The organism is Streptomyces sp. NPDC001194, from assembly GCF_042896985.1.
Lineage (GTDB): Bacteria > Actinomycetota > Actinomycetes > Streptomycetales > Streptomycetaceae > Streptomyces.
The window spans coordinates 603,120-627,276 of record NZ_JBIAXU010000001.1; the positions used below are offsets into that span (position 1 = coordinate 603,120).

General features: G+C 73.4%; 20 protein-coding genes. 8 read left to right on the forward strand and 12 right to left on the reverse strand.

Annotated elements, in window-relative coordinates:
• Positions 1-8: 8 nt before the first annotated feature.
• From sucC to ACFY1T_RS02880, 4 genes are all read right to left on the reverse strand, one after another.
• Entirely contained in the window at positions 9-1,187 is a 1,179-nt protein-coding gene (sucC, locus tag ACFY1T_RS02865) for an ADP-forming succinate--CoA ligase subunit beta (protein ID WP_030864234.1), read from the reverse strand.
• A gap of 362 nt (positions 1,188-1,549) precedes the next feature.
• Positions 1,550-2,698 (reverse strand): VWA domain-containing protein, encoded by a 1,149-nt coding sequence (locus ACFY1T_RS02870; RefSeq protein WP_390786694.1) that lies wholly within the window; start codon positions 2,696-2,698, stop codon positions 1,550-1,552.
• A gap of 61 nt (positions 2,699-2,759) precedes the next feature.
• Positions 2,760-5,009, reverse strand: coding sequence for a DUF5682 family protein (locus ACFY1T_RS02875; RefSeq protein ID WP_390786695.1), 2,250 nt, complete (start codon positions 5,007-5,009; stop codon positions 2,760-2,762).
• On the reverse strand, positions 5,006-6,112 hold the full coding sequence (locus ACFY1T_RS02880) for an AAA family ATPase (RefSeq protein ID WP_390786696.1): 1,107 nt from the start codon (positions 6,110-6,112) through the stop codon (positions 5,006-5,008). The genes ACFY1T_RS02875 and ACFY1T_RS02880 overlap by 4 nt, the downstream gene beginning before the upstream one ends.
• Positions 6,113-6,246: 134 nt before the next feature.
• Here ACFY1T_RS02880 and ACFY1T_RS02885 point away from each other — a divergent pair, with 134 nt between their 5' ends.
• Both ACFY1T_RS02885 and ACFY1T_RS02890 read left to right on the forward strand, forming a co-directional pair.
• A complete protein-coding gene (locus ACFY1T_RS02885) occupies positions 6,247-7,584 on the forward strand; it encodes an SWIM zinc finger family protein (RefSeq protein WP_390786697.1) in 1,338 nt (445 codons plus the stop codon).
• Between the two features lie 201 nt (positions 7,585-7,785).
• Complete coding sequence (locus ACFY1T_RS02890) at positions 7,786-9,456, forward strand: DUF5691 domain-containing protein (RefSeq protein ID WP_390786698.1); 1,671 nt, start codon at positions 7,786-7,788, stop codon at positions 9,454-9,456.
• A 168-nt stretch (positions 9,457-9,624) separates the two neighbouring features.
• Here ACFY1T_RS02890 and ACFY1T_RS02895 read toward each other — a convergent pair whose 3' ends face one another.
• Positions 9,625-10,026, reverse strand: a complete 402-nt coding sequence (locus ACFY1T_RS02895; protein ID WP_030864249.1) for a cobalamin B12-binding domain-containing protein — start codon at positions 10,024-10,026, stop codon at positions 9,625-9,627.
• Positions 10,027-10,259: 233 nt separating this feature from the next.
• Here ACFY1T_RS02895 and ACFY1T_RS02900 point away from each other — a divergent pair, with 233 nt between their 5' ends.
• Together ACFY1T_RS02900 and ACFY1T_RS02905 are read left to right on the forward strand one after the other, a co-directional pair.
• Positions 10,260-11,045 (forward strand): esterase/lipase family protein, encoded by a 786-nt coding sequence (locus tag ACFY1T_RS02900; RefSeq protein ID WP_390786699.1) that lies wholly within the window; start codon positions 10,260-10,262, stop codon positions 11,043-11,045.
• 222 nt (positions 11,046-11,267) lie between these two features.
• Positions 11,268-12,782 (forward strand): M23 family metallopeptidase, encoded by a 1,515-nt coding sequence (locus tag ACFY1T_RS02905; protein WP_390786700.1) that lies wholly within the window; start codon positions 11,268-11,270, stop codon positions 12,780-12,782.
• Between the two features lie 52 nt (positions 12,783-12,834).
• On the opposite strand, the gene pcrA is transcribed toward ACFY1T_RS02905, so the two are convergent.
• Positions 12,835-15,351: a DNA helicase PcrA gene (pcrA, locus tag ACFY1T_RS02910; RefSeq protein WP_390786701.1), complete on the reverse strand. Its 2,517-nt coding sequence runs from the start codon at positions 15,349-15,351 to the stop codon at positions 12,835-12,837.
• Entirely contained in the window at positions 15,335-15,682 is a 348-nt protein-coding gene (locus ACFY1T_RS02915; RefSeq protein WP_390786702.1) for an ArsR/SmtB family transcription factor, read from the reverse strand. Before ACFY1T_RS02915 ends, pcrA begins: the two co-directional genes overlap by 17 nt.
• A 113-nt stretch (positions 15,683-15,795) precedes the next feature.
• Here ACFY1T_RS02915 and ACFY1T_RS02920 point away from each other — a divergent pair, with 113 nt between their 5' ends.
• Both ACFY1T_RS02920 and ACFY1T_RS02925 read left to right on the forward strand, forming a co-directional pair.
• The gene (locus tag ACFY1T_RS02920) at positions 15,796-16,149 is read left to right on the forward strand and encodes a hypothetical protein (protein ID WP_390786703.1); all 354 of its coding nucleotides are present in this window, start codon (positions 15,796-15,798) and stop codon (positions 16,147-16,149) included.
• A 148-nt stretch (positions 16,150-16,297) separates the two neighbouring features.
• Positions 16,298-17,350 carry an NlpC/P60 family protein gene (locus ACFY1T_RS02925; RefSeq protein ID WP_390786704.1) on the forward strand — a complete coding sequence of 351 codons (1,053 nt, stop codon included), beginning with the start codon at positions 16,298-16,300 and terminating at the stop codon, positions 17,348-17,350.
• Positions 17,351-17,403: 53 nt separating this feature from the next.
• Here ACFY1T_RS02925 and ACFY1T_RS02930 read toward each other — a convergent pair whose 3' ends face one another.
• The 3 genes from ACFY1T_RS02930 to ACFY1T_RS02940 all read right to left on the reverse strand — a co-directional run bounded on the left by ACFY1T_RS02930 (position 17,404) and on the right by ACFY1T_RS02940 (position 20,610).
• Positions 17,404-18,516 (reverse strand): alpha/beta hydrolase, encoded by a 1,113-nt coding sequence (locus ACFY1T_RS02930; RefSeq protein WP_390786705.1) that lies wholly within the window; start codon positions 18,514-18,516, stop codon positions 17,404-17,406.
• 106 nt (positions 18,517-18,622) lie between these two features.
• A complete protein-coding gene (locus ACFY1T_RS02935) occupies positions 18,623-19,318 on the reverse strand; it encodes a response regulator transcription factor (protein ID WP_030864264.1) in 696 nt (231 codons plus the stop codon).
• Positions 19,315-20,610 (reverse strand): PspC domain-containing protein, encoded by a 1,296-nt coding sequence (locus tag ACFY1T_RS02940; protein ID WP_390786706.1) that lies wholly within the window; start codon positions 20,608-20,610, stop codon positions 19,315-19,317. The genes ACFY1T_RS02935 and ACFY1T_RS02940 overlap by 4 nt, the downstream gene beginning before the upstream one ends.
• Positions 20,611-20,741: 131 nt before the next feature.
• Between ACFY1T_RS02940 and ACFY1T_RS02945 the strand changes: the two genes are divergently transcribed.
• Both ACFY1T_RS02945 and ACFY1T_RS02950 read left to right on the forward strand, forming a co-directional pair.
• Positions 20,742-22,100: a PspC domain-containing protein gene (locus tag ACFY1T_RS02945; protein ID WP_390786707.1), complete on the forward strand. Its 1,359-nt coding sequence runs from the start codon at positions 20,742-20,744 to the stop codon at positions 22,098-22,100.
• On the forward strand, positions 22,087-22,311 hold the full coding sequence (locus ACFY1T_RS02950) for a hypothetical protein (protein WP_030864274.1): 225 nt from the start codon (positions 22,087-22,089) through the stop codon (positions 22,309-22,311). The genes ACFY1T_RS02945 and ACFY1T_RS02950 overlap by 14 nt, the downstream gene beginning before the upstream one ends.
• On the opposite strand, the gene ACFY1T_RS02955 is transcribed toward ACFY1T_RS02950, so the two are convergent.
• Positions 22,257-22,721 (reverse strand): TQO small subunit DoxD, encoded by a 465-nt coding sequence (locus ACFY1T_RS02955; RefSeq protein ID WP_390786958.1) that lies wholly within the window; start codon positions 22,719-22,721, stop codon positions 22,257-22,259. The genes ACFY1T_RS02950 and ACFY1T_RS02955 overlap by 55 nt on opposite strands.
• 94 nt (positions 22,722-22,815) lie before the next feature.
• A complete protein-coding gene (locus tag ACFY1T_RS02960) occupies positions 22,816-24,066 on the reverse strand; it encodes a hypothetical protein (RefSeq protein WP_390786708.1) in 1,251 nt (416 codons plus the stop codon).
• Positions 24,067-24,157 lie beyond the last annotated feature (91 nt).

The window sequence follows — 24,157 nt, forward strand, 5'->3', positions numbered from 1 at the left end:
CTCTGCCCTTACTTCGCAGCCGCGAGCTCGGCGGCCTTGTCGGCCGCGCCGTCCATGGTGTCCACGCGCTGGACCAGCGGGTGGTTGGCGTCCGAGAGGATCTTGCGACCCAGCTCGGCGTTGTTGCCGTCGAGGCGGACGACGAGGGGCTTGGTGACCTCTTCGCCCTTGTCCTTCAGCAGCTGCAGCGCCTGGACGATGCCGTTGGCGACCTCGTCGCAGGCGGTGATGCCACCGAAGACGTTGACGAAGACGGACTTGACGTCCGGGTCGCCGAGGATGATCTCGAGACCGTTGGCCATGACGGCGGCGGAGGCGCCGCCGCCGATGTCCAGGAAGTTGGCGGGCTTGACGCCGCCGTGGTTCTCACCGGCGTACGCGACGACGTCGAGGGTGCTCATGACGAGACCCGCGCCGTTGCCGATGATGCCGACCTCGCCGTCGAGCTTCACGTAGTTGAGGTTCTTCGCCTTGGCGGCGGCCTCGAGCGGGTTCGCGGCCGCGTGGTCCACGAACTCCTCGTGGCCCGGCTGGCGGAACTCGGCGTTCTCGTCGAGCGAGACCTTGCCGTCGAGGGCGATGACGTCGCCGGAGGCGACCTTCGCGAGCGGGTTGACCTCGACGAGGAGCGCGTCCTCGGCGATGAAGGTCGCCCACAGGGTCACGAGGACCTCGGCGACCTTCTCGGCGACCTCGGCCGGGAACTGCGCCAGCGCGACGATCTCGCGGGCCTTCTCGATGGTCACGCCCTCGTTGGCGTTCACCGGGACCTTGGCGAGCTTCTCCGGGGTCTCCTCGGCGACCTGCTCGATGTCCATGCCGCCCGCGACCGAGGCCATGGCCAGGAAGGTGCGGTTGGTACGGTCCAGCAGGTACGAGACGTAGTACTCCTCGAGGATCTCGGGAGCGGTCTCGGCGATCATCACCTTGTGGACCGTGTGGCCCTTGATGTCCATGCCCAGGATGTCCGTCGCGCGGGCGACGGCCTCGTCCGGGGTGGCGGCGAGCTTGACGCCGCCGGCCTTGCCGCGGCCACCGACCTTCACCTGCGCCTTGACGACCGACTTGCCGCCCAGCCGCTCGGTGGCCTCGCGAGCCGCCTCAGGCGTGTCGATGACTTCACCGGCCAGCACCGGTACACCGTGCTTGGCGAAGAGGTCCCTCGCCTGGTACTCGAACAGGTCCACGCGCGTCCGTCCCTTGTCTTCAAAGATTCGCAGTGATTCGCGGTTGTCTGCGTGGGCGTGCCGCGGAGGGCAACGTGACGGCGCTGTCACTAGGGAGGCGCACACGGTGACCGTGGACGCGGCATGTCCGTCCCGCAGGTTATCCCCGTGGGACGTGGGTCCCTAAATCGCAGATCACACCTGAGCGGTGATACCTGTCACAGATCCCCTCACGGTTGAGCTGGATGTTCGTGTGATCCGCCAGGCGTGGCGGGGCGCGGCGGGGGTGGATCGCGACCCCGTCTCGGGAGGGTTCCCGACCGCCCGGCGGAGGGGGAGGCGGGGCGCGCCGGGAGGGGGCCGACGGGGTGTCCGCGGGGTGGTCAGGGGACGGGCAGGGGGCGCTTCTCCAGGGCCGCGGCCATCACCTCCGGGAACAGGTCGGGGGTGCAGGCGAAGGCCGGAACCCCAAGTGCCGCAAGGGCTGCGGCGTGCTCGCGGTCGTAGGCGGGAGCCCCCTCGTCGGACAGCGCGAGCAGGGTCACGAACTCGACGCCGGACGCCTTCATCGCCGCGACACGGCCCAGCATCTCGTTGCGTATGCCGCCCTCGTAGAGATCACTGATGAGGACGACGACGGTGTCGGCGGGACGGGTGATCCTGGACTGGCAGTGGGCCAGGGCGCGGTTGATGTCGGTGCCGCCGCCGAGCTGCGTGCCGAAGAGAACGTCGACCGGATCCGCCAGCTGATCCGTCAAGTCCACGACGGCGGTGTCGAACACGACGAGCCGGGTCGCGATCGTGCGCATCGAGGCGAGCACCGCTCCGAAGACGGAGGCGTGCACGACGGACGCCGCCATCGAGCCGGACTGGTCGATGCAGAGGATCACCTCCTTCTCCACCGCCCGGGCGGCGCGCCCGTGGCCGATGAGCCGCTCGGGAACGACGGTGCGGTGCTCGGGCAGGTAGTTCTTCAGATTCGCCCGGATGGTCCGGTTCCAGTCGATGTCCGCGTGCCGGGGGCGGCTGGTGCGGGCGGAGCGGTCGAGGGCTCCGGCGAGGGTGGCGCGGGTGCGGGACGCGAGCCGCTCCTCCAGCTGCGCGACCACCTTGCGGACGACGGCACGGGCCGTTTCGCGGGTGGTCTCGGGCATGGCCTCGCGGAGGGAGAGCAGCGTGCCGACGAGGTGCACGTCGGGCTCGACGGCCTCCAGCATCTCGGGCTCCAGGAGGAGGGAGGAGAGGCCGAGCCGCTCGATGGCGTCCCGCTGCATGATCTGGACGACGGAGCCGGGGAAGTACGTACGGATGTCCCCGAGCCAGCGGGCCACGTGCGGGGCGGAGCCCCCGAGCCCGGCGCCGCGCCGCCCGCTCTTCCCGTAGAGCGCCGAGAGCGCGGCGTCCATCCCGGCGTCCCGCGCGCCGAGCGCGCAGCCGGTCCCGTCCTCCTCCCCTCCGAGCACCATCCGCCACCTCCGCAGCCGCGCCTGTGCGCGGGCGTTCCCCGCCGCCGGGTTCTCCGTACCTGTCATCTCCCCGTCCCCTTCCGCTGCTCGTCCTGTCCGCCGCCGACCGCCCCGGCCCCCGCGGCGGTCATGGCGGCGGGCCGCAGAGGAGGAGGCCGAGGACCGGGAGGACCGCGTCGGCGCGGGCCGGGTCCAGGGCGGGGGCGAAGCCCTCGGGGGCGCCGCCCGGGACCGGCTTCGGCGAACCGCCGCGGCGGACGAGCTCGCCCAGGCTCCGTTTGACGCCCGGCTCGTACGCCCCGAACGTCCGCCGCAGCAGCGGCAGTACGTCCGTGAAGGCCTGCTCCGCAACCCCGACCAGCCAGGTGTCGATCAGCGTCAGCAGCCGCTCGTCGTGGACGAGGAGCGTGCCGTCCGCCGCGAAGCCCTCGATCCAGCCCGCCGCGTCGGACGGCGGCGCCGCCTGGGACAGGGCCAGGCCCATCAGGCGCGCCGTCTCGTCGGCCGGCAGGCGCCCTTCGTCCAGGAGCAGCCGCGCCGCACGGCCGCGGATCAGCCCCGGCACCCTGTCCCGGCCGGCCAGCACCCGGAGCACCGCCGCCCAGCGCTCCCGCAGGCCCTCTCCCTCCAGCAGCCCGATCGCGCCGTGCACGGCGTCCACATGGCCCCGCAGCTCCGCCGCCGCCTCCGCGTCCAGACCCGCGCAGGCGGGCGGCAGCGCCACGCATATCCGCTCCGCGAGCCCTCCGGCGACCGTGGCCAGCGCCGACGCGTCCGTACCCCGCACGTCCCCGTACCGCAGCGCACGGGCCAGCGCCGGCAGGGCCCTGGCCAGCCGTGCCACGTCGGTGTCCAGGGCGGCCCGGTCCGCGAGGGCCCGCAGGACGGCGGGCAGGGCATCGGAGAGCCCGGCCTGCAGGCACCGTTCGGCCAGCGCCGTCACCTCGCCGAGCTCCGTCGCCCCGGCCGCGTCCGACTCGGCCTTGGCGGTGGCGGCCGCCGCCACCGTGGTGCCCCAGATCCCGGCCTCGGCGACCCGCACCGACAGCTCCGGCTCCCATCTCAGCCGCCAGGTCTCGCGGAAGGTCCCCGTACTCCCCCGCGAGGCGGTCGGCGTGCCCCAGTCGATCCCGAGCAGCCGCAGCCGGTGCAGCAGCACGGACTTCGCCGCGTCGGTGTCCTTGCGCAGGTCCAGCTCCAGCTCGCGCTCCTGCGCCTCGGCCTTGAGCCGCAGCGAGCGCTGCCGGCGGGTCAGGTCCCGCTGCAGCGGGACCGCGGGGGCCGCGTCGGGGACTTCGCCGAGCACGTCCCCGACGACCAGGCGGTCCTCGATCAGCGCGAGCGGTACGTCGGAGCCGTCGCACATCACCGCCCGGACCGCCTCCAGGGTCTCCGTCAGCCCGGGCAGCGGTCTCCCCCGCAGCGCGGCGAGCGTCCCGGCCAGCCGGACGGCCTCGATGACGTGCGCCGGGGAGACCTGCCGGTCCTCCGCCCGGAGCAGCCCGGCGACCTTGGCCAGCCACCGCTCGACCGGCCGGTCCCGGGCCGCGAACAGGTGCGCGTACCAGCCGGGCGAGGTGATGCCGGCGCCGTACCCGCCGGCCCGGGCGAGCCGCCGGTGGGTCCAGGGGACCCACGCGGTCTCCACCTTGACCTTCGGCAGCCCGGTCAGCAGCGCCTTGTCCGCGGCCGCCGTGGTCCGCGCGGCCAGCGCCGGCACGTGCCAGGCCCCGCACACCACGGCGTACGCGTCGCCGAACTCCCGGCGGGCCGCCCGCATCCGCTGCCGCATGTACGCCTCGCGCACCCGGTCCCGGGCGTGGCCGCCGTCCCCGTACGCCTCGCGCAGGGCCCCCATGGCCTCCCCGAGCGCCTCGAACGCGCCGAGCGGGTCCGCCGCCCCCGGACCGCGGTGTTCGACCACGTCCTCCCACCAGCGCTCGGGGTCGTCGTACCCGGCGGTCCCGGCCAGCGCCGCGAGGGGGTCCAGCCGTACGGAACCGGCCTCGTCCGGATCGGGGCCGGTCTCCGCGGCCAGCGTGTGCGCGGCCGGCAGGTCGATGAAGCGGACCGGAACCGGTACGTCCTGCTCCTGCGCCCAGCGGATGGCGACCCACTCCGGCGAGAACGCGGCCAGCGGCCAGAACGCCGCTCTGCCCGGATCGTCGGCGGCGTGCGCGAGCAGGGCGACGGGGGGCCGCATTCCGGGGTCGGCGGCCAGCGCGAGCAGCGCGTCCCCCTCCGGCGGGCCCTCGATCAGTACGGCCGCCGGCCGGACCGCGTCCAGGGCGGCCCGCACCGCGCGGGCCGAGCCAGGCCCGTGGTGCCGTACGCCCAGCAGCAGCGGCCCCGGCCGCCGGGCGGCCGGCCCGCTCATGCCGTCACCTCCCGGCAGGCGCGGTAGAAGTCCTTCCAGCCGTCCCGCTCGCGCACCACGGCCTCCAGGTACTCCTGCCAGACGACCTGGTCGGCGGCCGGATCCCGGACCACGGCGCCGAGGATCCCGGCGGCCACGTCGGAGGGGCGCAGGACGCCGTCCCCGAAGTGGGCGGCCAGCGCGAGGCCTCCGGTGACGACCGATATGGCCTCGGCGGTGGAGAGCGTGCCGCTCGGCGACTTCACCTTCGTACGGCCGTCGGCGGTGACCCCGTCGCGCAGCTCGCGGAAGACGGTGACGACGCGGCGGATCTCCTCCAGCCCCTCGGGCACGGCCGGCAGGTCGAGGGCGCGGCCCATCTGGTCGACGCGGCGGGCGACGATGTCGACCTCGGCGTCGGCGGTGGCGGGCAGTGGCAGGACGACGGTGTTGAAGCGGCGGCGCAGTGCGCTGGAGAGCTCGTTGACCCCGCGGTCGCGGTCGTTGGCGGTGGCGATGAGGTTGAAGCCGCGCACGGCCTGCACCTCCTGGCCGAGCTCCGGTATCGGGAGCGTCTTCTCGGACAGGACGGTGATGAGGCTGTCCTGGACGTCGGCCGGGATGCGGGTGAGCTCCTCGACCCGGACGGTGGAGCCCTCGGCCATGGCGCGCATGACGGGGCTCGGGACGAGGGCTTCGCGGCCGGGCCCGTGGGCGAGGAGGCGGGCGTAGTTCCAGCCGTACCGCATCGCCTCCTCGGGGGTGCCGGCGGTGCCCTGGACGAGGAGCGTGGAGTCGCCGCTGACGGCGGCGGCCAGGTGTTCGGACACCCAGGTCTTGGCGGTGCCGGGGACGCCGAGCAGGAGCAGGGCGCGGTCGGTGGCGAGGGTGGTGACGGCGACCTCGACGATGCGGCGCGGGCCGACGTACTTGGGCGTGATGACGGTGCCGTCGGCGAGGGTGCCGCCCAGGAGGTAGGTCGCGACGGCCCACGGGGAGAGCCTCCAACGCGTCGGGCGGGGCTTGTCGTCGGCGGCCGCGAGGGCTTTCAGTTCTTCCGCGAAGGCGTCTTCGGCGTGCGGCCGCAGCGCGTCCGCGCCCTTGTCGTTCCCGGGCATGGTCATGGTCCCCCTCCAATGCTCGGCAGCCGTTCCCGACTGCTGGAACAACCGTGCACCACGCCACTGACAACACCCCTCCCTCGCACCGTTGTTGCAGGTCAGAGCGATTGTCAGTGGGGGTCTCTACGGTGGAACACATGACTGAGCAGGGGGTCCGCCGAACAGCGGAACAGGTACTGGCCCTGGCTCCTGACGATGCGTCGCGCACGGCGGGGGCCAAGCTGGGCAGGGCGGGTCCGTGGTCGCAGACCGGAGGTTCCGCTTCCGGTCTGGTGTGGGGTCTGTGCGAGGGCAGCGGCAGCACGCCGTACCGGACGGCCGTGGAGGTGAACGGCCCGGCGTACACGTGCTCCTGCCCGAGCCGGAAGTTCCCGTGCAAGCACGCCCTCGGGCTGCTGCTGCTCTGGTCGGCGGAGGGGTTCGGCGAGCCGGCCGAGGCGCCGGACTGGGCGGCCGCGTGGTCGGCGGGGCAGGCGGCGAGGGCCGCGCGCCCGGCGGCCGCGGCGGGCGGCCCGGCGGACGGGGAGGCGGCGAAGCGCCGGGCCGAACGGAGGGCGGCCCGGATCGGCGCGGGGGTGGTCGAGCTGGAGCAGCGGCTGGAGGACGCGGTGCGCGGCGGCCTGGCGGGCCGGCAGCAGGCGGGGTACGCGCCCTGGGAGGAGACGGCCGCCCGGATGGTCGACGCCCAGGCGCCGGGACTGGCGGCGCGGGTGCGGGAGTTGGGGACGATACCCAGTTGCGGTCCCGGATGGCCCGCCCGGATGCTGGAGGAGGGCGCGCTGCTGCACCTGCTGAACCGGGGTTGGCTCGGTTTGGCGGGCCTGCCGCAGCCGCTCGCCGCGACGGTCCGGAGTCGGGTGGGGCTACCGGGTACCGCCGCGGAGGGGGAGGTCGTACGGGACCGCTGGCTCGTGCTGGCGCAGTACGACTCGGTGTCACCGGACGGCAGGCTCACCACCCGCCGGACGTGGCTGCGGGGGCTGGGGAGCGAGCGCCCGGCCCTGGTACTGGACTTCGGACCGCCGGGGCGGCCTCCGGCTCTGGCACTGCCCGTGGGGCTGGTGGTGGAGGCGGAAGCCCGCTTCCGGCCCGGCACGGCGGGGCTGCGCGCAGATCTCGGGGAGAGATCCGCTGCGGCCGCACCGGACCGGGCCCCGGCCGGGGTCGGGACGGGGGCGGCACTGGAGGCGTACGGGGCGGCGCTGCGGGAGGACCCGTGGCTCGACGCGTGGCCGGTGGTGCTGGGCCCGGTGATCCCGATACCGGGAGAGCTGGGCTGGCAGCTGGCGGACGCGGAGGGCACCTCCGCACTGCCGGTCACACCGGTCGGTGGCGGCCCGCGGTCGGGGCTGTGGCAGCTGGCGGCGCTTTCGGGCGGCGGCCCGGTCACGGTCTTCGGCGAATGCGGACACCGCGGATTCACTCCGTTGACGGCATGGCATCCGGGCTGCCCGGAACCGGTCGTCCTGGGGTGACGGGGCCGGGGGGCCTCACCGGAAACCCCTGAGGGAGGGAGCGTCGGCGCGGGGGCGCCGACGTGCACGAACGACGAAGCCGGGGGGCTTTTGTGAACGACAACCACGCAAGCTGAAGGGTCGACAGACGGGGCACGAAGCGGCTCCGGTCCCGCGGAGGGGGCGGGACCGGAGCACTGCACGACGAGAGGGAGGGGCACGGTGACCACGACGGAGACGACGACGGGCACGGCCGCGGGTACGTGCCCGGCCGCCAGGGGCACGTCCGCGCCCGAGGAGACGGCCACGGACGAGGTCGTGGCGGCGGGGGGCCGCTACGGGGAGTGGGAGGAGCTGGTCCGGCTCGCGGTGTTGGGGACCGGGCGGCGGCAGGAGAGTCCGGGGGCACTGCTCGATGCGGCGGCCGTGCAGACGGTACGGCGGCGGGCCGGACTGCGGCCCGCCGAGGCGGGGCCGCGGCCCGGTCCCGCGCCGCGGGATCCGCGCCCGGCTCCGCCCGCCGCGGCCCGGCGGCGGCTCGCGCAGCTGCTGTCCGGCCGGACGGGCGTGGGCAGCGGGGGCGGGCGGCGCGGGGCCGCCCCGGACCTGACGGAGCTGCTCCCGCAGTGGCTGGCCGCTGCCGGCCGGCACGGGTACCGGGCGCCGCACGCTCTGGTGCCCGCGCTGCTGGACGCGGCGCGGGCCCGTACGGACCTGCGCGCCCCCGCGCTGGCCCTGGCCGGGGCGCGGGGGCTGTGGCTGGCCCGGCTGAATCCGGACTGGCGGTTCGCCCTGCGCGGCGGGGCGGGCGGCGCCGGGGAACTGCCCGGCCCCGAGGACCGGGTGGGGGTGGAAAGACTGTGGCAGGAGGGCCTGTTCGCCGAGCGCGCGGCCCTCCTGGGCGCCGTACGGGCGCACGAGGCGGCGGCTGCGACGCGGCTGCTGTCGACGACCTGGGCCACGGAGCGCGCCGAGGACCGGCTGATGTTCCTCGACTCGCTGAGGGTGGGGCTGTCAGGAGGGGACGAGCCCTTCCTGGAGGCGGCCCTGGGCGACCGGAGCCGCAACGTCCGGGCGACGGCGGCCGAGTTGCTGTCCGCACTGCCGGAGTCGGCCCTGGCCGGACGGATGGCGGAGCGGGCGCTGGCCTGCGTGGGGCCGGACGGGGTGGTTCCGCCGGCCGCATGCGATGCGGGGATGCTCCGCGACGGGGTGGTCGAACGGCCGCCCGCCGGACGCGGGGAACGGGCCTGGTGGCTGGGCCAGCTCGTGGAGGCGGCGCCGCTGTCCTGCTGGCGCGAGCGGTTCGGGGGGCTCGGCCCGGAGGAGATGGTGGCGCTGCCGGTGGCCGGGGGTGAGAGCTGGCGGGAGGAACTGCACGCGGCGTGGTGCCGGGCGGCGGTGCGCCAGCGCGATCCCGAGTGGTCGAAGGCGCTGCTCGGCTCGGCGTCGGCGCCGCCCGCGACGGCCCCGGGCACCGCGTCGCTCGCGGAACGGGCGAAGCTGCTGTCGGTCCTGCCGGACGGGGAACGGGCGCGGTGGGTCGCGGAGTTCATACGGGCCCACGGCCTTTCGGAGGCCTTCCAGCTGCTCGGGGTGTGCGTGGTGCCGTGGGCGGGGACGCTGGGGCGGGCGGTGGTCGACGCACTGGACGCCGCGCGGGAGGCGGGCAGCTACCCGTGGAGCTTCAGCGGGGTGATGGGACTGGCCGAGCGCTGCCTGGATCCCGAAGAGGCGGAGCACCTGGAGGCGGCGCTGGCGCGGGGCGCCGGTTGCGGCGACCCGGCGGAGGCCGCGTCCGGCGCCGCCGCGTACTGGGCCGAGGCCTTCCAGCGCCTGGTCGCCACCCTGCGCCTGCGCGCCGTGATGCTGTCGGAACTGACCCCCGTCTGACCGTGGCGCGCGCACGGCCGCGCCCGCCGGGACGCGGCCGCCGACACCCCGGGCGCCTCGGGTGGCCCGGGGCGCCGGCGCATCGGCAGCGGCCCGGGTCCCGGGCGTTTCGGCAACGGCCCCGGGGCGCCGGCGCATCGGCAGCGGCGGCCCCGGCCGCCTGCGGGGCTACTGGCGGACGTGGGTGCGGACCCAGTCGACGATGGCGGTGGTGGTGGCGCCCGGGGTGAAGATCTCGGCCACGCCCTTGGCCTTCAGGGGGGCGATGTCGTCCTCCGGGATGATGCCGCCGCCGAAGACCTTGATGTCCTCCGCCTCGCGCTCCTTGAGGAGTTCCAGAACACGCGCGAACAGCGTGTTGTGGGCGCCCGAGAGGATCGAGAGGCCGATCGCGTCGGCGTCTTCCTGAATGGCGGTGTCCACGATCTGCTCGGGCGTCTGGTGGAGGCCCGTGTAGATGACCTCCATGCCCGCGTCCCGCAGCGCACGCGCGATCACCTTGGCCCCACGGTCGTGGCCGTCGAGACCCGGCTTGGCCACCACCACACGGATCGGACCGGTCACACCCATCGCACTGCCTCCCGAGTGAACGAACGTTAAGTACAGCATCGCGCACACCCCCGTTTCACGGTCAACCAGGAGGGGGAAATCACACGTGGGACGGCGTTGATTCACCGCCAGGGGAGCCGCATCGGGGGCGCCGCGCCACCGTACCGACAGCCGCACGGCACGGTGGCGCGGCCGGCCGCGGCCCGCGGGCCATGCCCGAAGGCTCCGTCCCCGAAGGCTGAGGGGGGCCGTCCATGGGGGTGTCGATACCCGTACCCGTTTCCGGGGCCGCGCTGCGGGCGGGCGTGCTGGAGGCGGTGGTCCTCGGCGGCCACCTGCTGCTCTACCCGACGGGGATACGGCCCGAGAAGCCCGCCTCGACAGGCGGAAAGGACCTCGGCCGGCCGCCCGTACTTCTGCTGCACGGGTTCACCGACAACCGGTCCGTCTTCGTCCTGCTGCGCCGCACCCTCGCCGCCGGCGGGCGGCGGCACGTGGAGGCGTACAACTACTCCCCCTTCACGCTCGACCTGCGGGTGACCGCCCGCCACCTCGCCCGTCGCGTCGAGGAGCTGTGCGAGCGCACCGGGCAGGAGCGGGTGGACCTGGTCGGGCACAGTCTGGGCGGGCTGGTCGGGCGGTACTACGTCCAGCGCCTCGGCGGCGAGGCCCGCGTCCGCACGCTCGTCACGCTCGGCACTCCGCATTCCGGTACGCGGGTCGCCCCCTTCATGGACGCCCACCCGCTGGTCCGGCAGATGCGGCCGGACTCCGAGGTGATGACCGAGCTGCGGGCGCCCGCGCCCGGCTGCCGGACCCGATGCGTGGCGTTCTGGAGCGAGTTCGACGAACTGATGGACCCGACCGAGACGGCGCGCATCGAACACCCGGACCTCCGGGCGGAGAACGTGCAGGTCACCGGCATCGGACATCTCGCCCTGCCCGCGCACCCGGCCGTCACGGCGGCGGTCCGGCGCGCCCTCGACGGCCCCGTTCCGGTTGCCGTGGCGAGCCTGGGGGACACCGCTTCCGTCGCGTGAACGCCAACCCGTCGAAACTCGAACGGATTTCGAACTCAAGGCCAAGGCTCGGCCTCGCCGCGACCGAAAGACGGCCGAATGCCCGGTTCCGGAAAGCCGGAAACCCCTGGAAGATTGTCGTTGCCAGTAACCGCCGGGTACAGTCACGCCACTGCTCTCCCCAAGGAACCTCCCGTTCCCTGGCCACCCAGGCCCCCCACTGCCGAGGCGAAAGAGAAGTTGGTGAACGACCGCCCCTCGTCGGGCCTGTACTCCGATTCCGGGTACGACGGCCTTTCCAACACCACTTTCGATGGTGACTCGGCCTACGTTTCCTATGAAACGCAGGGTCAGGGGTACGACTACGCCTCCTCCTACGCCTCGTACGAGACCGGCGCCTACGACTCCACCGCCTGGTCCGCGCAGGACGGTTACGCGCAGGACGCCGGCTACCTCTCGACGATCCCCGCCCAGGGCGGCGTCCCCGAGGACACCGGCACCGGACAGTGGGACACGAGCGCCTGGAACCAGCAGGGCGGCGCCGCCGACTACCAGGCCACCGCGCTCGGCTACGAGCAGACCGGCCAGTGGGCGATGCCGGGTTACGGCACGACGGGCACCGAGACCGGTGCGTACGACGCCACCGCCTGGAACACCGTCCCGCAGCACGAGCAGCAGACCCAGACCTTCTCGTACGACCACCACCAGTACGAGTACCAGGAGCAGCAGCACCAGGAGCAGCAGCAGGCGACGGCTTACGCCTACGAGGCGCCGGCCGCCGAGGGGTACAGCGAGACCGCCGTCTTCGAAGTCCTCGACACCGAAGGCATCGAAGGCATCGAAGGCGCCCAAGGCATCGAGGACGCCGGGTCCGAGTCCGGCTTCGACCTCGCGCCCGAGCCCGTGCACGACCTGCCCACCCAGGCCATGCCGGTCACCCTGGACGCCGCGCCCGCGCCCCGCGCCTCGCGCCGCGCCGGCGCCAAGACGAAGTCGGCCCCCGCCGCTGCCGCCGCATCCCGGCGCCGCACCCCGGCGAAGCGTTCCGCCCTGCTGACCGTGGCCGTTCCCTCCGCCTGCGTGATGGGCGTCGCCGGTGTCGCGGCCGCCTCCGTGGGCGGGCTGACCGGCACGGACAAGCCCGCCGAGGGCACCACCACGATGGCCGCGCCCGACCCGGCCTCGGTGAAGCCCGTGGCGGCCAACAGCAAGCTCGACACCCAGCTGACGGCGCTCAGCGCCGACGCGGGCGACTTCGCCGACCGCGCGAGCCGCACGCAGGAGCGCATCGACCTGCGCCAGCGCCAGGAGGACGAGAAGAAGCGGAAGGCGGAGGAGGAGGCGGCCAAGGAAGCGGCCCGCCCCAAGTTCGCGATCCCGGTCGAACAGCACGGCCTGAGCGCCAGCTTCGGCCAGGCCGGCGGCATGTGGATGTCCGTGCACACCGGCATCGACTTCCCGGTCTCGTACGGCACCCCGGTCATGTCCGCCACCGACGGCACCGTGCGCACCCAGTGGAACAGCGCGTACGGCAACATGGCCATAGTGACCTCGCCCGACGGCACCGAGACCTGGTACTGCCACCTCAGCAGCACCAAGATCCGGTCCGGCAAGGTCAAGGCGGGCGACGTCATCGCCTACTCCGGCAACTCCGGCAACTCCACCGGCCCGCACCTCCACTTCGAGGTCCGGCCCGGCGGCGGCTCGGCGATCGACCCCCTGCCGTGGCTCCGCAGCCACGGTCTGGACCCGACCTGAGCCTCCCCGGTGAAGGCCCGGGCGTGAGCCCGGGCCCGGCACACACCCCCCGTTACAGCTTCTGCACCGGCGCGTAGCGCAGGAGCAGGCGCTTCGGCTTGTCGTCCCCGAAGTCGACGGTGGCCTGCGCGTCCGCGCCGGCGCCCCGCACCTCCATGACCGTGCCCAGTCCGAACTGGTCGTGCGTGACCCGGTCCCCGACCGCCAGCGCGATGACCGGCTTGTCGGCGGCCCGGCGCGTCGCGAACCCGGACGGCCCCGACTTCGTACGCGACGAGGACAGGAACGCCTCGGGCGAGGTCCCGAACGTGGCCTTGCCGCCGCCCGAGCCGGAGGATCCGTACCCGGAGCCGGAACTGCGCATCGGGCCCGCCGGCTTCTGCGCGGCGCCCGTCCGCTTCCACTGCAGGTACTCGGCCGGGATCTCCTCGAGGAACCGCGAGGGCGGGTTGTACGAGGGGGTGCCCCACGCGCTGCGCATGCCGGAGCGGGTCAGGTACAGCCGCTCGCGCGCCCGCGTGATGCCCACGTACGCGAGGCGGCGCTCCTCCTCCAGCTCCTTGGTCTGGCCCAGCGCGCGCATGTGCGGGAAGACCCCGTCCTCCATGCCGGTCAGGAAGACCACCGGGAACTCGAGGCCCTTGGCGGTGTGCAGGGTCATCAGGGTGATGACGCCGGAGCCGTCCTCGTCCTCGTCGGGGATCTGGTCGGAGTCGGCGACGAGCGCGACCTGCTCCAGGAACTCCGCGAGCGTGCCGCCCGCGGCGGCAGCCCCTGACGTCCCGGCGTCCTCGCCGCGCGCCTGCTCGAACTCCAGGGCCACGGCCGCGAGTTCCTGGAGGTTCTCGATGCGCGTCTCGTCCTGCGGGTCGGTCGAGGCCTGGAGCTCGGCGAGGTAGCCCGTACGCTCCAGCACCGCCTCCAGCACCACCGCCGGGCCCGCGCCCGAGTCGACGATCGTGCGGAGCTCCTCCATCAGCACGTTGAACCGCTTCACCGCGTTGGTCGAGCGGGCGGCCATGCCGAACGCCTCGTCCACGCGCCGCAGCGCCTGCGGGAAGGTGATCTTCTCGCGCATCGCGAGCGCGTCGATCATCGCTTCGGCGCGCTCGCCGATGCCGCGCTTGGGCACGTTCAGGATCCGGCGGAGCGGGACGTTGTCCTCGGGGTTCGCGAGCACGCGCAGGTACGCGAGGATGTCGCGGACCTCCTTGCGCTCGTAGAAGCGGACGCCGCCGACCACCTTGTAGGGGAGTCCGACGCGGATGAAGATCTCCTCGAACACACGCGACTGCGCGTTCGTCCGGTAGAAGATCGCGACGTCGCCCGCCTTGGCGTCCCCGGCGTCCGTCAGCCGGTCGATCTCGTCGGCGACGAACTGCGCCTCGTCGTGCTCGGTGTCCGCGACGTATCCGGTGATGACGGCGCCGGTGCCGGCCTGGGTCCACAGGTTCTTGGCGCGGCGGTTCTCGTTGCGCTCGATGACCGCGTTGGCGGCGGAGAGGATCGTCTGCGTGGAGCGGTAGTTCTGCTCCAGCAGGATCGTCGTCGCGTCCTTGTAGTCCTCCTCGAACTGGAGGATGTTGCGGATGGTCGCGCCGCGGAAGGCGTAGATCGACTGGTCGGCGTCGCCCACCACGCACAGCTCGGCCGGCGGCAGGTCCGGGTAGCCGGTGCCGACCAGCTCGCGCACCAGCGTGTACTGGGCGTGGTTGGTGTCCTGGTACTCGTCCACCAGGACGTGGCGGAAGCGGCGCCGGTAGTGCTCGGCGACCTCCGGGAACGCCTGGAGCAGGTGGACGGTCGTCATGATGATGTCGTCGAAGTCGAGCGCGTTGGCCTCGCGCAGCCGCCCCTGGTACATCGCGTACGCCTGGGCGAGCGTCTTCTCGAATCCGTCGGCGGCCTGACCGGCGAAGGCGTCCTCGTCGATGAGCTCGTTCTTGAGGTTCGAGATCTTGGCGTTGAAGGCCTTGGGCGGGAACTTCTTCGGGTCCAGGTCCAGGTCGCGGCAGACGAGCGCCATCAGGCGCTTCGAGTCGGCCGCGTCGTAGATCGAGAAGGACGAGGTGAAACCGAGGCGCTTCGACTCGCGGCGCAGGATCCGTACGCACGCGCTGTGGAACGTCGAGACCCACATGGCGTTGGCGCGCGGGCCGACCAGGCCCTCGACGCGCTCCTTCATCTCGCCGGCGGCCTTGTTGGTGAAGGTGATCGCCAGGATCTGGCCGGGGTGGACGCCCCGGGCGGCCAGCAGGTGGCCGATGCGGTGGGTCAGCACCCGGGTCTTGCCGGAGCCGGCGCCGGCCACGATGAGCAGCGGGGAGCCGGCGTGCACGACGGCCGCGGCCTGCTGCTCGTTCAGCCCGTCCAGGAGCGTCGCGGGGTCGATGACGGGCTTGGGGGCGCCGTCCCGGTAGTACGCGTCACCGCTCATGGGCACGTCGAACCGCCCCCCGAACAGATCGTCCGCGCCTTCGTCCGGCGCGGGGTGATCCTCGGGCGGCGGGGGGACCTCGTCGGAGGGGTTGAGGTCCGCCAGGAAACTGTCGTCAAAGAGGCTGCTCATCGCTTTCCGAGTCTAGAGGTCGGGACCGACACGCCAGTACGAGTTCCAGGAGACCGGGGAAGCGGAGCTCCAGATCGTCGCGGCGCAGCGAGAGGTAGAGCTTGCGTCCTTGCGGGCGCCGGCGGATCACCCCACCCTCCCGGAGCGTTTTGAGGTGGTGCGTGACGCTGGATCGGGGCAGGTCAGGCACCACCTCGCCGCAGAACGTCCGCTCGCCGGAGGCGAGCTTGCGGACGATCTCGAGACGGACGGGGTGCCCCAGGGCCGCGAGGACCTCGGCCAGGTCGAGGTCCTCGGCGCGGGGGTGGGTCGGCTCGGCGGCGGCAGGCATGTCCTCACTGTACGCAGATCTCGTACGGACCAGGCCAGACCATACGAAGCTCTCGTACGACGGGGGCGGACCCGCCGCCGGGGCCGGCCGGGAGCCCCCGTACGCTCGGCGCCATGGACGTACTCATCAATGTCTTCGTGGGCCTGCACATCATCGGCATCGCCTCCCTCCTGGGCGGTTTCCTGACGCAGATGAAGGCGATGAGCGCCGGCACCGCCCGCTTCGTGCCCGCGATGCTGCACGGCGCGCTGACGATGCTCGTCACCGGCGTCCTGCTGGTCGGCTTCCACGAGATGGACGGCGGCCACGTCAACAACATCAAGATCGGCGTGAAGCTCGCCGTCCTCTTCGTGATCCTCGCGCTCGTCTACGTGAAGCGGGACGAGGAGCACGTGGAGAAGGCACTGTTCGGCGCGGTCGGCGGGCTGACCGTGATCAATATCTTCATCGCCGTCCTCTGGCACTGATCCCGGCAGCGAACCACAACGGCCACATCCGGCCACATCAGTTCACGTCGGGGCACTTGCGATCATCTCGTCATCCGACCGTTACCTTCGGGTCTAGCGTCCTCCTCCAAGCACCGAGCCCCCGGTCGAGGAAGGACGTGAGGCCCTCGTGGCCAGTCACCGAAAGCCCAGGCAGCGCCCGCTCCATCCGCTCTCCCGCGGCACCGTGCGGACCGCAGCGACGCTCGCCCTCGCGGGCGCTGCCACCGCCACCGCCTTCGAAGGCACCTCGCAGGCCGACCCCCAGCAGACGCCCTCCCAGGTGAAGGCGGAGGTGGACCGGCTCTACGAGGAGGCCGAGGAGACGGCGGAGCGGTACAACGGGGCGAAGGAGCAGGCCGACGAGGCCCAGCGCGGGCTCGACGCACTGCGCGACGAGACCGCCCGCAAGACCGACCGGCTCAACACCGCGCGCCGGGCGCTCGGTTCCCTGGCCGCCGGCCAGTACCGCACCGGCGGCCTGGGCCCCGCGATGCGGCTGGCCCTGGCCGAGAACCCCCAGGACTACCTGGACCAGGCCTCTTTCCTCACCCGGACCGGCGACCGCAGCGCCGCCGAGGTCGCCTCCGTACGACGCGGGCTCGACGAGGTCGGGCAGCTCAGGGACAAGGCCTCCGGCCGGGTCGCCGACCTGCGCGCCCGCGAGAGCGAGCTCGCCGGGTACAAGGCCGCCGTCGAGGGCAAGCTCGACACCGCCAAGCGGCTGCTGGCCAAGCTCACCGCCGAGGAAAGGGCCGCGTACGAGGCCCAGTCAGGCGGCGCGGCCCCGGCCGGTCCGCGCGCCACGACCCCCCCGCCGCCGCCGTCGGACGGCACGCGCGCCGCCCGCGCGGTGGCGTTCGCGTACGGGGCGATCGGCAAGCCGTACGTGTGGGGCGCGACGGGACCCGGCTCCTTCGACTGCTCCGGCCTGACCCAGGCGGCCTGGCGCTCGGCCGGGGTCTCCCTCCCCCGCACCACGTACACCCAGATCAACGCCGGGCAGCGGGTCTCGCGCGATCAGCTGGCCCCCGGTGACCTGGTGTTCTTCTACTCCGGGGTCACCCACGTCGGGATGTACGTCGGCAACGGCCAGATGATCCACGCCCCGCGCCCCGGGTCGACGGTCCGCGTGGCCCCGATCGACTCGATGCCGTGGGCGGGCGCCTCCCGCCCCGCGTGAGCCGTGAGCCGTGAGCCGCGAGCCGCGAGCCGCGAGGCGGCGGCCCGAGCGCCCTACGGCGCCTTGACCTGCGTGGTCAGCCAGGCGAACACCGCCGGGAGCTGCTTCGACCACGAGTCGAGGTTGTGCCCGCCGGTGACCTTCTCCGCGTGCACCGCGGTCGGGGTCTGGGCGATGGCCTTGAGGTCCGTGCCGGAAAGGTAGCCGTCCTGCTCGGCACCCGACATCCACAGCGAGACCGCCGGCGGGGTGGGCGCGCCCTTGAGCAGCGCCTTCAGGTTGTGGGTGCGCCGCATCTCCGGGTCCTGCGCGACCAGCGAGGTGGGCTCCTGGCCCGGGTCGTTGTAGCCGGAGAGGGAGACGGCCGCGCTGTAGCGGTCGGGGTGCAGGATCGCCAGCTTGGCGGCGCAGTACGCGCCCGCCGAGTAGCCGGCCACGCCCCAGGTGCGGGCCTCGTCGGAGGCCCGGAAGTTGTCGGTGACCATCTTGCGGACGTCGACGCTGAACCAGCTGTCCGCGTTGACCTTGCCCGGAATGTTCGCGCACCCGGTGTCGCCGTTGCCCAGCAGCATGGCGCGCGGCGAGACCAGGATGAAGGGCTGCACCTTGCCGCTCTTCATCAGCGGCTCCAGCACCTCGGCCGCCTTGAGCCCCTGGAACCAGGACTTGCCCGTCCCCGGTATGCCCGGGATCAGCTCGACCACCGGGAACTTCTTGTTCTTGAACGCCGGGTCGTCGTACTGGGGCGGGAGCCACACCATGACGTCGCCCTTGACCCCGGAGATCTTGCCGTCGAGCTCGGTCTTCTTGACCCGGCCGCCGAGGCCCTCGACCGGCTGGAAGTCCTGGAGCACCTTCGGCTCCGCCTTGACCTCCGCGGCCTTCTTCCCGCCGAGTCCGTCCGCACCGAGGTCGGGGGCGGCCGTGACGTACTTGCCGGTGCCGAGCAGATCGCCCCACGAGGCGTAGAAATTCTCCTCGCGGTTCACCGAGACGAACACCAGCGCGACTGCGGTGACCTGGGCGAACACCACCATCAGGGCCCGGGTCGACACGCGTACGACGGCGGGGCCGCGCACCTTGCTCCACACGGCCAGCGGCAGGAGAACGGCGATCGCCGTGAGGGCGATCGCCGTCGCGAACAGGGGGAACCCCGTCAAGCTCATCACGCCACCCAAGAGGGCGCGGCGGCACCGCGCGGTTGCCCCCGCCCCCTGCGGCGTCGGTCACACCTGCGCGCGCATCACACCTGATCAGACGTCATGGGAGACGTCACACCAGGCGACGCGCCGTCGCCCAGCGGGTCAACTCGTGCCGGTTGGAGAGCTGGAGCTTCCTGAGCACCGCCGAGACGTGGGACTCCACGGTCTTCACGGAGATGAAGAGCTGCTTGGCGATCTCCTTGTACGCGTACCCGCGCGCGATCAGCCGCAGCACCTCGCGCTCGCGCTGGGTGAGGCGGTCCAGGTCCTCGTCGACCGGGGGTGCGTCCGTCGAGGCGAAGGCGTCGAGCACGAAGCCCGCCAGCCGCGGGGAGAACACCGCGTCCCCCTCCTGCACCCGGAAGACCGAGTTCACCAGGTCGGTCCCGGTGATGGTCTTGGTGACGTACCCGCGCGCGCCGCCCCGGATGACCCCGATGACGTCCTCGGCGGCGTCCGACACCGACAGGGCCAGGAACCGCACCGGGTTCTCGGCGGCCGCCATCAGCGGGGCGCAGCGCCGCAGCACCTCGACCCCGCCGCCGCCGGGAAGGTGCACGTCGAGCAGGACCACCTCGGGCCGGGTGGCGGTGATCACGGTGACGGCCTGGTCCACATCGGCGGCCTCCCCGACGACCTCGACCCCGGTCCGGGCGGTCTCGCCGATCTCGGCCTGCACGCCCGTGCGGAACATCCGGTGGTCGTCGACGAGCACCACCCGGACGTGCCTGCCCACTGCCGCGCTGCCGGTCGTCTCCTCGGTCATGCTGCGTTCGCCGCCCTCTCCATCTCCAGCTCGACTTCCGTGCCGCCGTCGGGCGCGGACCGCAGCCGTGCGGTCCCGCCGTTGCGCTGCATCCGGCCGATGATCGATTCTCGTACGCCCATGCGGTCGTCCGGTACCGCGTCGATGTCGAACCCCGGCCCCCGGTCCCTCACGGACACGAACACCGTCTGCCCCTCCACCTCGGCGTACACCTGCACCGGTCCGCCCTCGCCACCGTACTTGGCGGCGTTGACCATCGCCTCGCGCGCGGCCTGGACCTGTGCGCCCAGCCTCTCGTCGAGCGGGCAGTCCCCGACCACGACGACCTCGATCGGGACCCCGTGGTGGTCCTCGACCTCGGCGGCCGTCTTCTTGACGGCCTCCGCGAGGGTGGCGGGCTCCTCGGCCTCGTCCTTGCCGGTCCCCTCCGGCTTGTAGAGCCAGTTCCGCAGCTCCCGCTCCTGTGCGCGGGCGAGCCGGCGGACTTCGCCGACGTCCTCCGCGTTGCGCTGGATCAGGGTCAGGGTGTGCAGCACCGAATCGTGCACGTGGGCGGCGACCTCGGCGCGCTCCTGGGCGCGGATGCGCATCAGGCGCTCCTCGGAGAGGTCCTGGGTCATCCGGATCAGCCAGGGGCCGGCGAGCAGGGCTATGCCGACGAGGACGGCGAGGGCGGCGGTCAGCACGTTGCCGAGCTGGGCCGCCGAGCCGCGTACGACGATGAAGACGGTCAGGCCCACGCCGACCAGGGCGACCCCGGCGAAGCCGCGGGCGATCTGGAGCAGCCGCGCGTTGCGCCCGGCGGCGGCGCCCCAGTGGGCGCGGCGGGCGTTGTCGGCCTGGCGCCATACGAGGACCACGCCGGCGCCGACCAGCAGCGTCGGCCACACGTACCGGCCGGAGGTGCCGCCGAGCTGGACCTTGGAGATGAAGATGCCGGCACCGATGCACAGGGCGACGAGGGCGGTGATCTGCCCCCGGTCCGGTTTGCGCAGGCGGCGGCTGCCGTCGGCGAGGGTCTCGAAGAAGGAGCGGTGGCCGGTGCGGCCGCCGACGCCCAGCGGTACGAAGACCCAGAACGCGGCATACAGCAGTACGCCCAGTCCGTCGCCCCACATGAAGAGGCCGAGGAAGGCGAGCCGGACCCAGACGACCGGCAGCCCGAGGTGCCCTGCGAGACCGCGCGCGACACCGCCGAGCATCCGTCCGTCGGCGCTGCGGTAGAGCTTGCGCTGCGGCGGTTCGTCGGCGTCCGCCGTGAGCGGGGGACGGGGGGCGGTGGAGACGGGCATGCCATTGATGGTCACATGCGGGCGGGGTAGGGGACATCAGGGCAGCCCCCCAGTTCCGTCGGGGGGATATCAGGGTTGCGCCAGGGTCGGGCCCGGTGCCGCGGGGCGCGGCGGGTTGTCACCATGGAGCCATGACCAAGCACGACTCCCCGCCTTCGCCGGCCGGTGCCACCACGGCACCGCCGCCCGGCGACCGGCCCGCAGACCGGCCCGCGGACCGCGCCGCCGACCGGCCGCCGCTGCGCCGCGGCAAGCGCGACAAGGTCCTCGCGGGCGTGTGCGGCGGCCTCGGCCGGTACTTCGACCTGGACCCGGTGATCTTCCGGATCGTGCTCGGCGTCCTCGCGGTCACCGGCGGGGTCGGCCTGATCTTCTACGGCTTCGCGTGGCTGCTGCTGCCGGTGGAGGGCGAGGAGGACAGCGAGGCCAAGAAGCTGCTGACCGGCCGGGTCGAGGGGGCCACCCTCGCCGCGGTGTTCGCGGCCCTGGTGGGCTGCGCGCTGTTCCTGTCGATGCTGGACAACGGCGGGCTGGCCGTGTTCTCCGTCCTGGTCATCCTGGCCCTCGGCGGCGCGGGGTACTGGTCGCAGCGGCGCCGGAAGGGCTCCGCCCCCGAGGCCGAGCCGCAGGCGGTGCACCGGCCGGCCCCCGCCCCGCCGGAGACCCAGGCTCCGCCCGTGCCCGCCAGCCCGTCCTGGTGGCGGGACCCGCTGGTCAAGGACGGTACGACCGGCCCCGTGGGATCCACCGGCTACCTGTGGGGGCCGGACGATTCGGCCGATGCCAACGCCGCCCGGAACATCGGGGGCGGCCGCGGCGTGGACGCCCCCGCGCGGGCCGCCGCCCCGAGGGTCCCGCGCGGCGGCATCGGCGGCCGGGTGTTCGTCCTGGCCCTGCTGGCCGGGGGCGGTGTCACCGCCGCGGTCTGGCAGGGCAGCACCCTCTCGCACGCGCTGCAGTTGGGCCTGGCATCGGCGCTCGCCGTGTTCGGGCTCGGCCTCGCGGTCAGCTCGGTCAGGGGCCGCACCGGCTTCGGCACCATCCTGCTGGCGGTGATCACGGCCGGGCTGCTGGCCGGCGCCTCCGCGCTGCCGCGCCAGATCGGCACCGACTGGAAGTCCGTGGAGTGGCGGCCGGCCGCGGTGGCCGACGTCAGGCCCGTCTACGCGGCGGGCACCGGGCTGGCCACGCTGGACCTGAGCCGGCTGGACGTGCCGAAGGGCACCACGCTGTCCGTCCGGGCCTCCGTCGAGGCCGGCCGGCTCAAGGTGATCGTGCCCCGCGAGGTCACCGCGCAGGCCGATGTCTCGGTGAAGCTGGGCGACATCCACATGCCCGGGGAGACCAGCCAGGACGTCCGGGTCAAGAGCGGCGGGGAAACCCGGCAGGCGACCTTGAAACCGTCCGCCGGCACGGAGGCCGGGGGCACGATCGAGCTGGACCTGAGTGCAGGTTACGGACAGGTGGAGGTGGCCCGTGCCGCGTCATGAGTTCCAGCCCGGGCGGCTGCTGGCCGGCCTGATCCTGGTGGCCGCGGGCGTGCTGTATCTGCTCGACGCGACCGGGGAGGCGGACCTGCCCTGGTTCCTGGTCATCCCGATGACCATGGGCGGGCTGTGCCTGGCCGCGCTGGTGGGGATCGTGACCTATGCGATCCGGCGGGACCGGCGCGACCGGATCAGCGAGTCCAGCGAGAGATAGGGCGCCCCGGCCATGACCATCGGGATCCAGGCCATCAGGTACACCAGGTCGTTGCCGTAGTAGTACGGGCTCACCGCCCAGGACACCGTGAGCCACAGGCTGAGCGAGATCAGCGCTCCGCCGGCGGCCGCGACCCGGGTCAGCAGCCCGGCCAGGACGCCGAGTCCCACCAGGAGCTCCCCGATGGCCAGCAGCGCCCCGAAGCCGACGGGCGAGAGCAGCGCCCAGTCCACCAGGGCGGGGATGGCGGAGGTGTCGCGCACGCCGTGCATCTGCTCGCCGATGGAGCCGGTGCCGGAGGCGTGCAGGAACGCGGAGTCGGTCAGCTTGTCCAGGCCCGCGTAGGTGAAGGTCACGCCGAGGAAGATCCGCAGCGGCAGCAGGGCGTACCGGGCGGCCTGCTCCCGCAGTCCGGACGGGCCGGAAGGACCGGCGGGGCCGGAAGCGCCGGAAGGGCCGGCGGAAGGGACGTCAGTTCGGGTCACGTCCCATGTGTACCCCGGTTCACTCGGCCACGTCGATGGTGCAGCGGTTGGATTCCACTCCGGCGGCCGTCACCACCTGCACCTCGATGCGCCCGGGTTCCACTTCCGCCGGGACCGGCACGGTCAGGGTCGCGTCCGAGGGGTTGGTGAACCCGCCCGCGACCGGCACCAGCGGCACGTGCACGTGGACGGCCCCGACCCGTACGACCAGCCGGGCGAGCATCTCGGGGGTCTGTGCCCCGGGCGGCACGAAGCCCACCCCGCGGATCTCGATGTCGTCGCCCGGCCGGATGGCCGCGTCGAGGTCGCCCGGCTCGCGTCTGCGCACCACCGACAGGATCAGCGGACGGGTGACCTCCGCGTACTTCGCCGCCAGGTACACCGCCGCCGACAGGGCCACCAACAGGGCCAGCGCCCACGGCAGCCGCGGCAGCCGGTCCGGGAACCGGGCCATCGACACCGCCGCGAAGGCCAGCACCACCGTGGAGACCAGCACGTACTGCGCGTCCGGGAAACTCCCCCGGCCCGCGTCGTCCGTCAGCAGGTCCGCCCCGCGCGGCCGGTCCGCCGGCAGCTTCTGCATCCGCTGTCCCATGATCCTCACGGTGACCACCCGGCGCACCAGCACCGCCACGGCCGAGGTCAGCGCGACCACCGCCAGCAGCGGCAGCGCCCGGCCGAGCGCGAGCCCCGCGTACAGGGCCTGGCGCTCCGGGCCGGGCGGCGAGGCGGCCAGGCGCAGCGCGGGCAGCAGCGCGGCGAACGCCGTCAGCACCACCCAGGCGCTCGGCACCGCCTTCGAAGTGGACAGCCGGTTGTCCTCGCCGACCAGCGGGGCGAGCAGCCCGCCGCGCAGGGACTGGGCGCGGGCGGCGACCGTGAGCAGCCCGGCCAGGACCACCGCCGCGAGCAGTCCGGCGGTGCGCGCCGTGGACCAGCCGGTGCCGAGCGCGGTGCCGACCTGCACCAGCAGCAGCATCCCGGCGGCGATCCACACGGCGAGCACGGCCCGCCGCGAGAACAGGTACAGCCAGGAGTTGCCGGCCTCCCGGCCCCGGTCGGCGACCGTACGGGCCGACAGGGTCAGCTCGTCGGAGACCCACTGCCGGGAGGCCCCGGCGGAGCGGGCCACCGCGGCCGGCAGCCCCTGGCCGGCGGCGAACTCGTCGCGCTTCTCGGTGAACGCGACGACGGCGCGCCGGTGCCCCTCCTGCGCGCCGTGCGGGCAGTCGTCGCAGGTGCAGGCGCCGCCGTGGGTGCTTCGGGACATCTCTTGGACAGCCACGTGCGTGCCGCCTCTCTGAACTACGGTGCAATGCCAGCGAATTGTGCACCACTGCGGCAGTGCTCCGGATTGCGCA

Excerpts from the sequence above, each read along its gene's own strand:
- ACFY1T_RS02870 (WP_390786694.1), bottom strand. The coding sequence starts at position 2,698 with ATGACAGGTACGGAGAACCCGGCGGCGGGGAACGCCCGCGCACAGGCG.
- ACFY1T_RS02895 (WP_030864249.1), bottom strand. The coding sequence starts at position 10,026 with ATGGGTGTGACCGGTCCGATCCGTGTGGTGGTGGCCAAGCCGGGTCTC.
- ACFY1T_RS02880 (WP_390786696.1), bottom strand. The coding sequence starts at position 6,112 with ATGACCATGCCCGGGAACGACAAGGGCGCGGACGCGCTGCGGCCGCAC.
- ACFY1T_RS02940 (WP_390786706.1), bottom strand. The coding sequence starts at position 20,610 with ATGCCCGTCTCCACCGCCCCCCGTCCCCCGCTCACGGCGGACGCCGAC.
- ACFY1T_RS02915 (WP_390786702.1), bottom strand. The coding sequence starts at position 15,682 with ATGCCTGCCGCCGCCGAGCCGACCCACCCCCGCGCCGAGGACCTCGAC.
- ACFY1T_RS02960 (WP_390786708.1), bottom strand. The coding sequence starts at position 24,066 with ATGTCCCGAAGCACCCACGGCGGCGCCTGCACCTGCGACGACTGCCCG.
- ACFY1T_RS02930 (WP_390786705.1), bottom strand. The coding sequence starts at position 18,516 with ATGAGCTTGACGGGGTTCCCCCTGTTCGCGACGGCGATCGCCCTCACG.
- ACFY1T_RS02885 (WP_390786697.1), top strand. The coding sequence starts at position 6,247 with ATGACTGAGCAGGGGGTCCGCCGAACAGCGGAACAGGTACTGGCCCTG.
- ACFY1T_RS02875 (WP_390786695.1), bottom strand. The coding sequence starts at position 5,009 with ATGAGCGGGCCGGCCGCCCGGCGGCCGGGGCCGCTGCTGCTGGGCGTA.
- ACFY1T_RS02945 (WP_390786707.1), top strand. The coding sequence starts at position 20,742 with ATGACCAAGCACGACTCCCCGCCTTCGCCGGCCGGTGCCACCACGGCA.
- pcrA (WP_390786701.1), bottom strand. The coding sequence starts at position 15,351 with ATGAGCAGCCTCTTTGACGACAGTTTCCTGGCGGACCTCAACCCCTCC.
- ACFY1T_RS02935 (WP_030864264.1), bottom strand. The coding sequence starts at position 19,318 with ATGACCGAGGAGACGACCGGCAGCGCGGCAGTGGGCAGGCACGTCCGG.
- ACFY1T_RS02920 (WP_390786703.1), top strand. The coding sequence starts at position 15,796 with ATGGACGTACTCATCAATGTCTTCGTGGGCCTGCACATCATCGGCATC.
- ACFY1T_RS02900 (WP_390786699.1), top strand. The coding sequence starts at position 10,260 with ATGGGGGTGTCGATACCCGTACCCGTTTCCGGGGCCGCGCTGCGGGCG.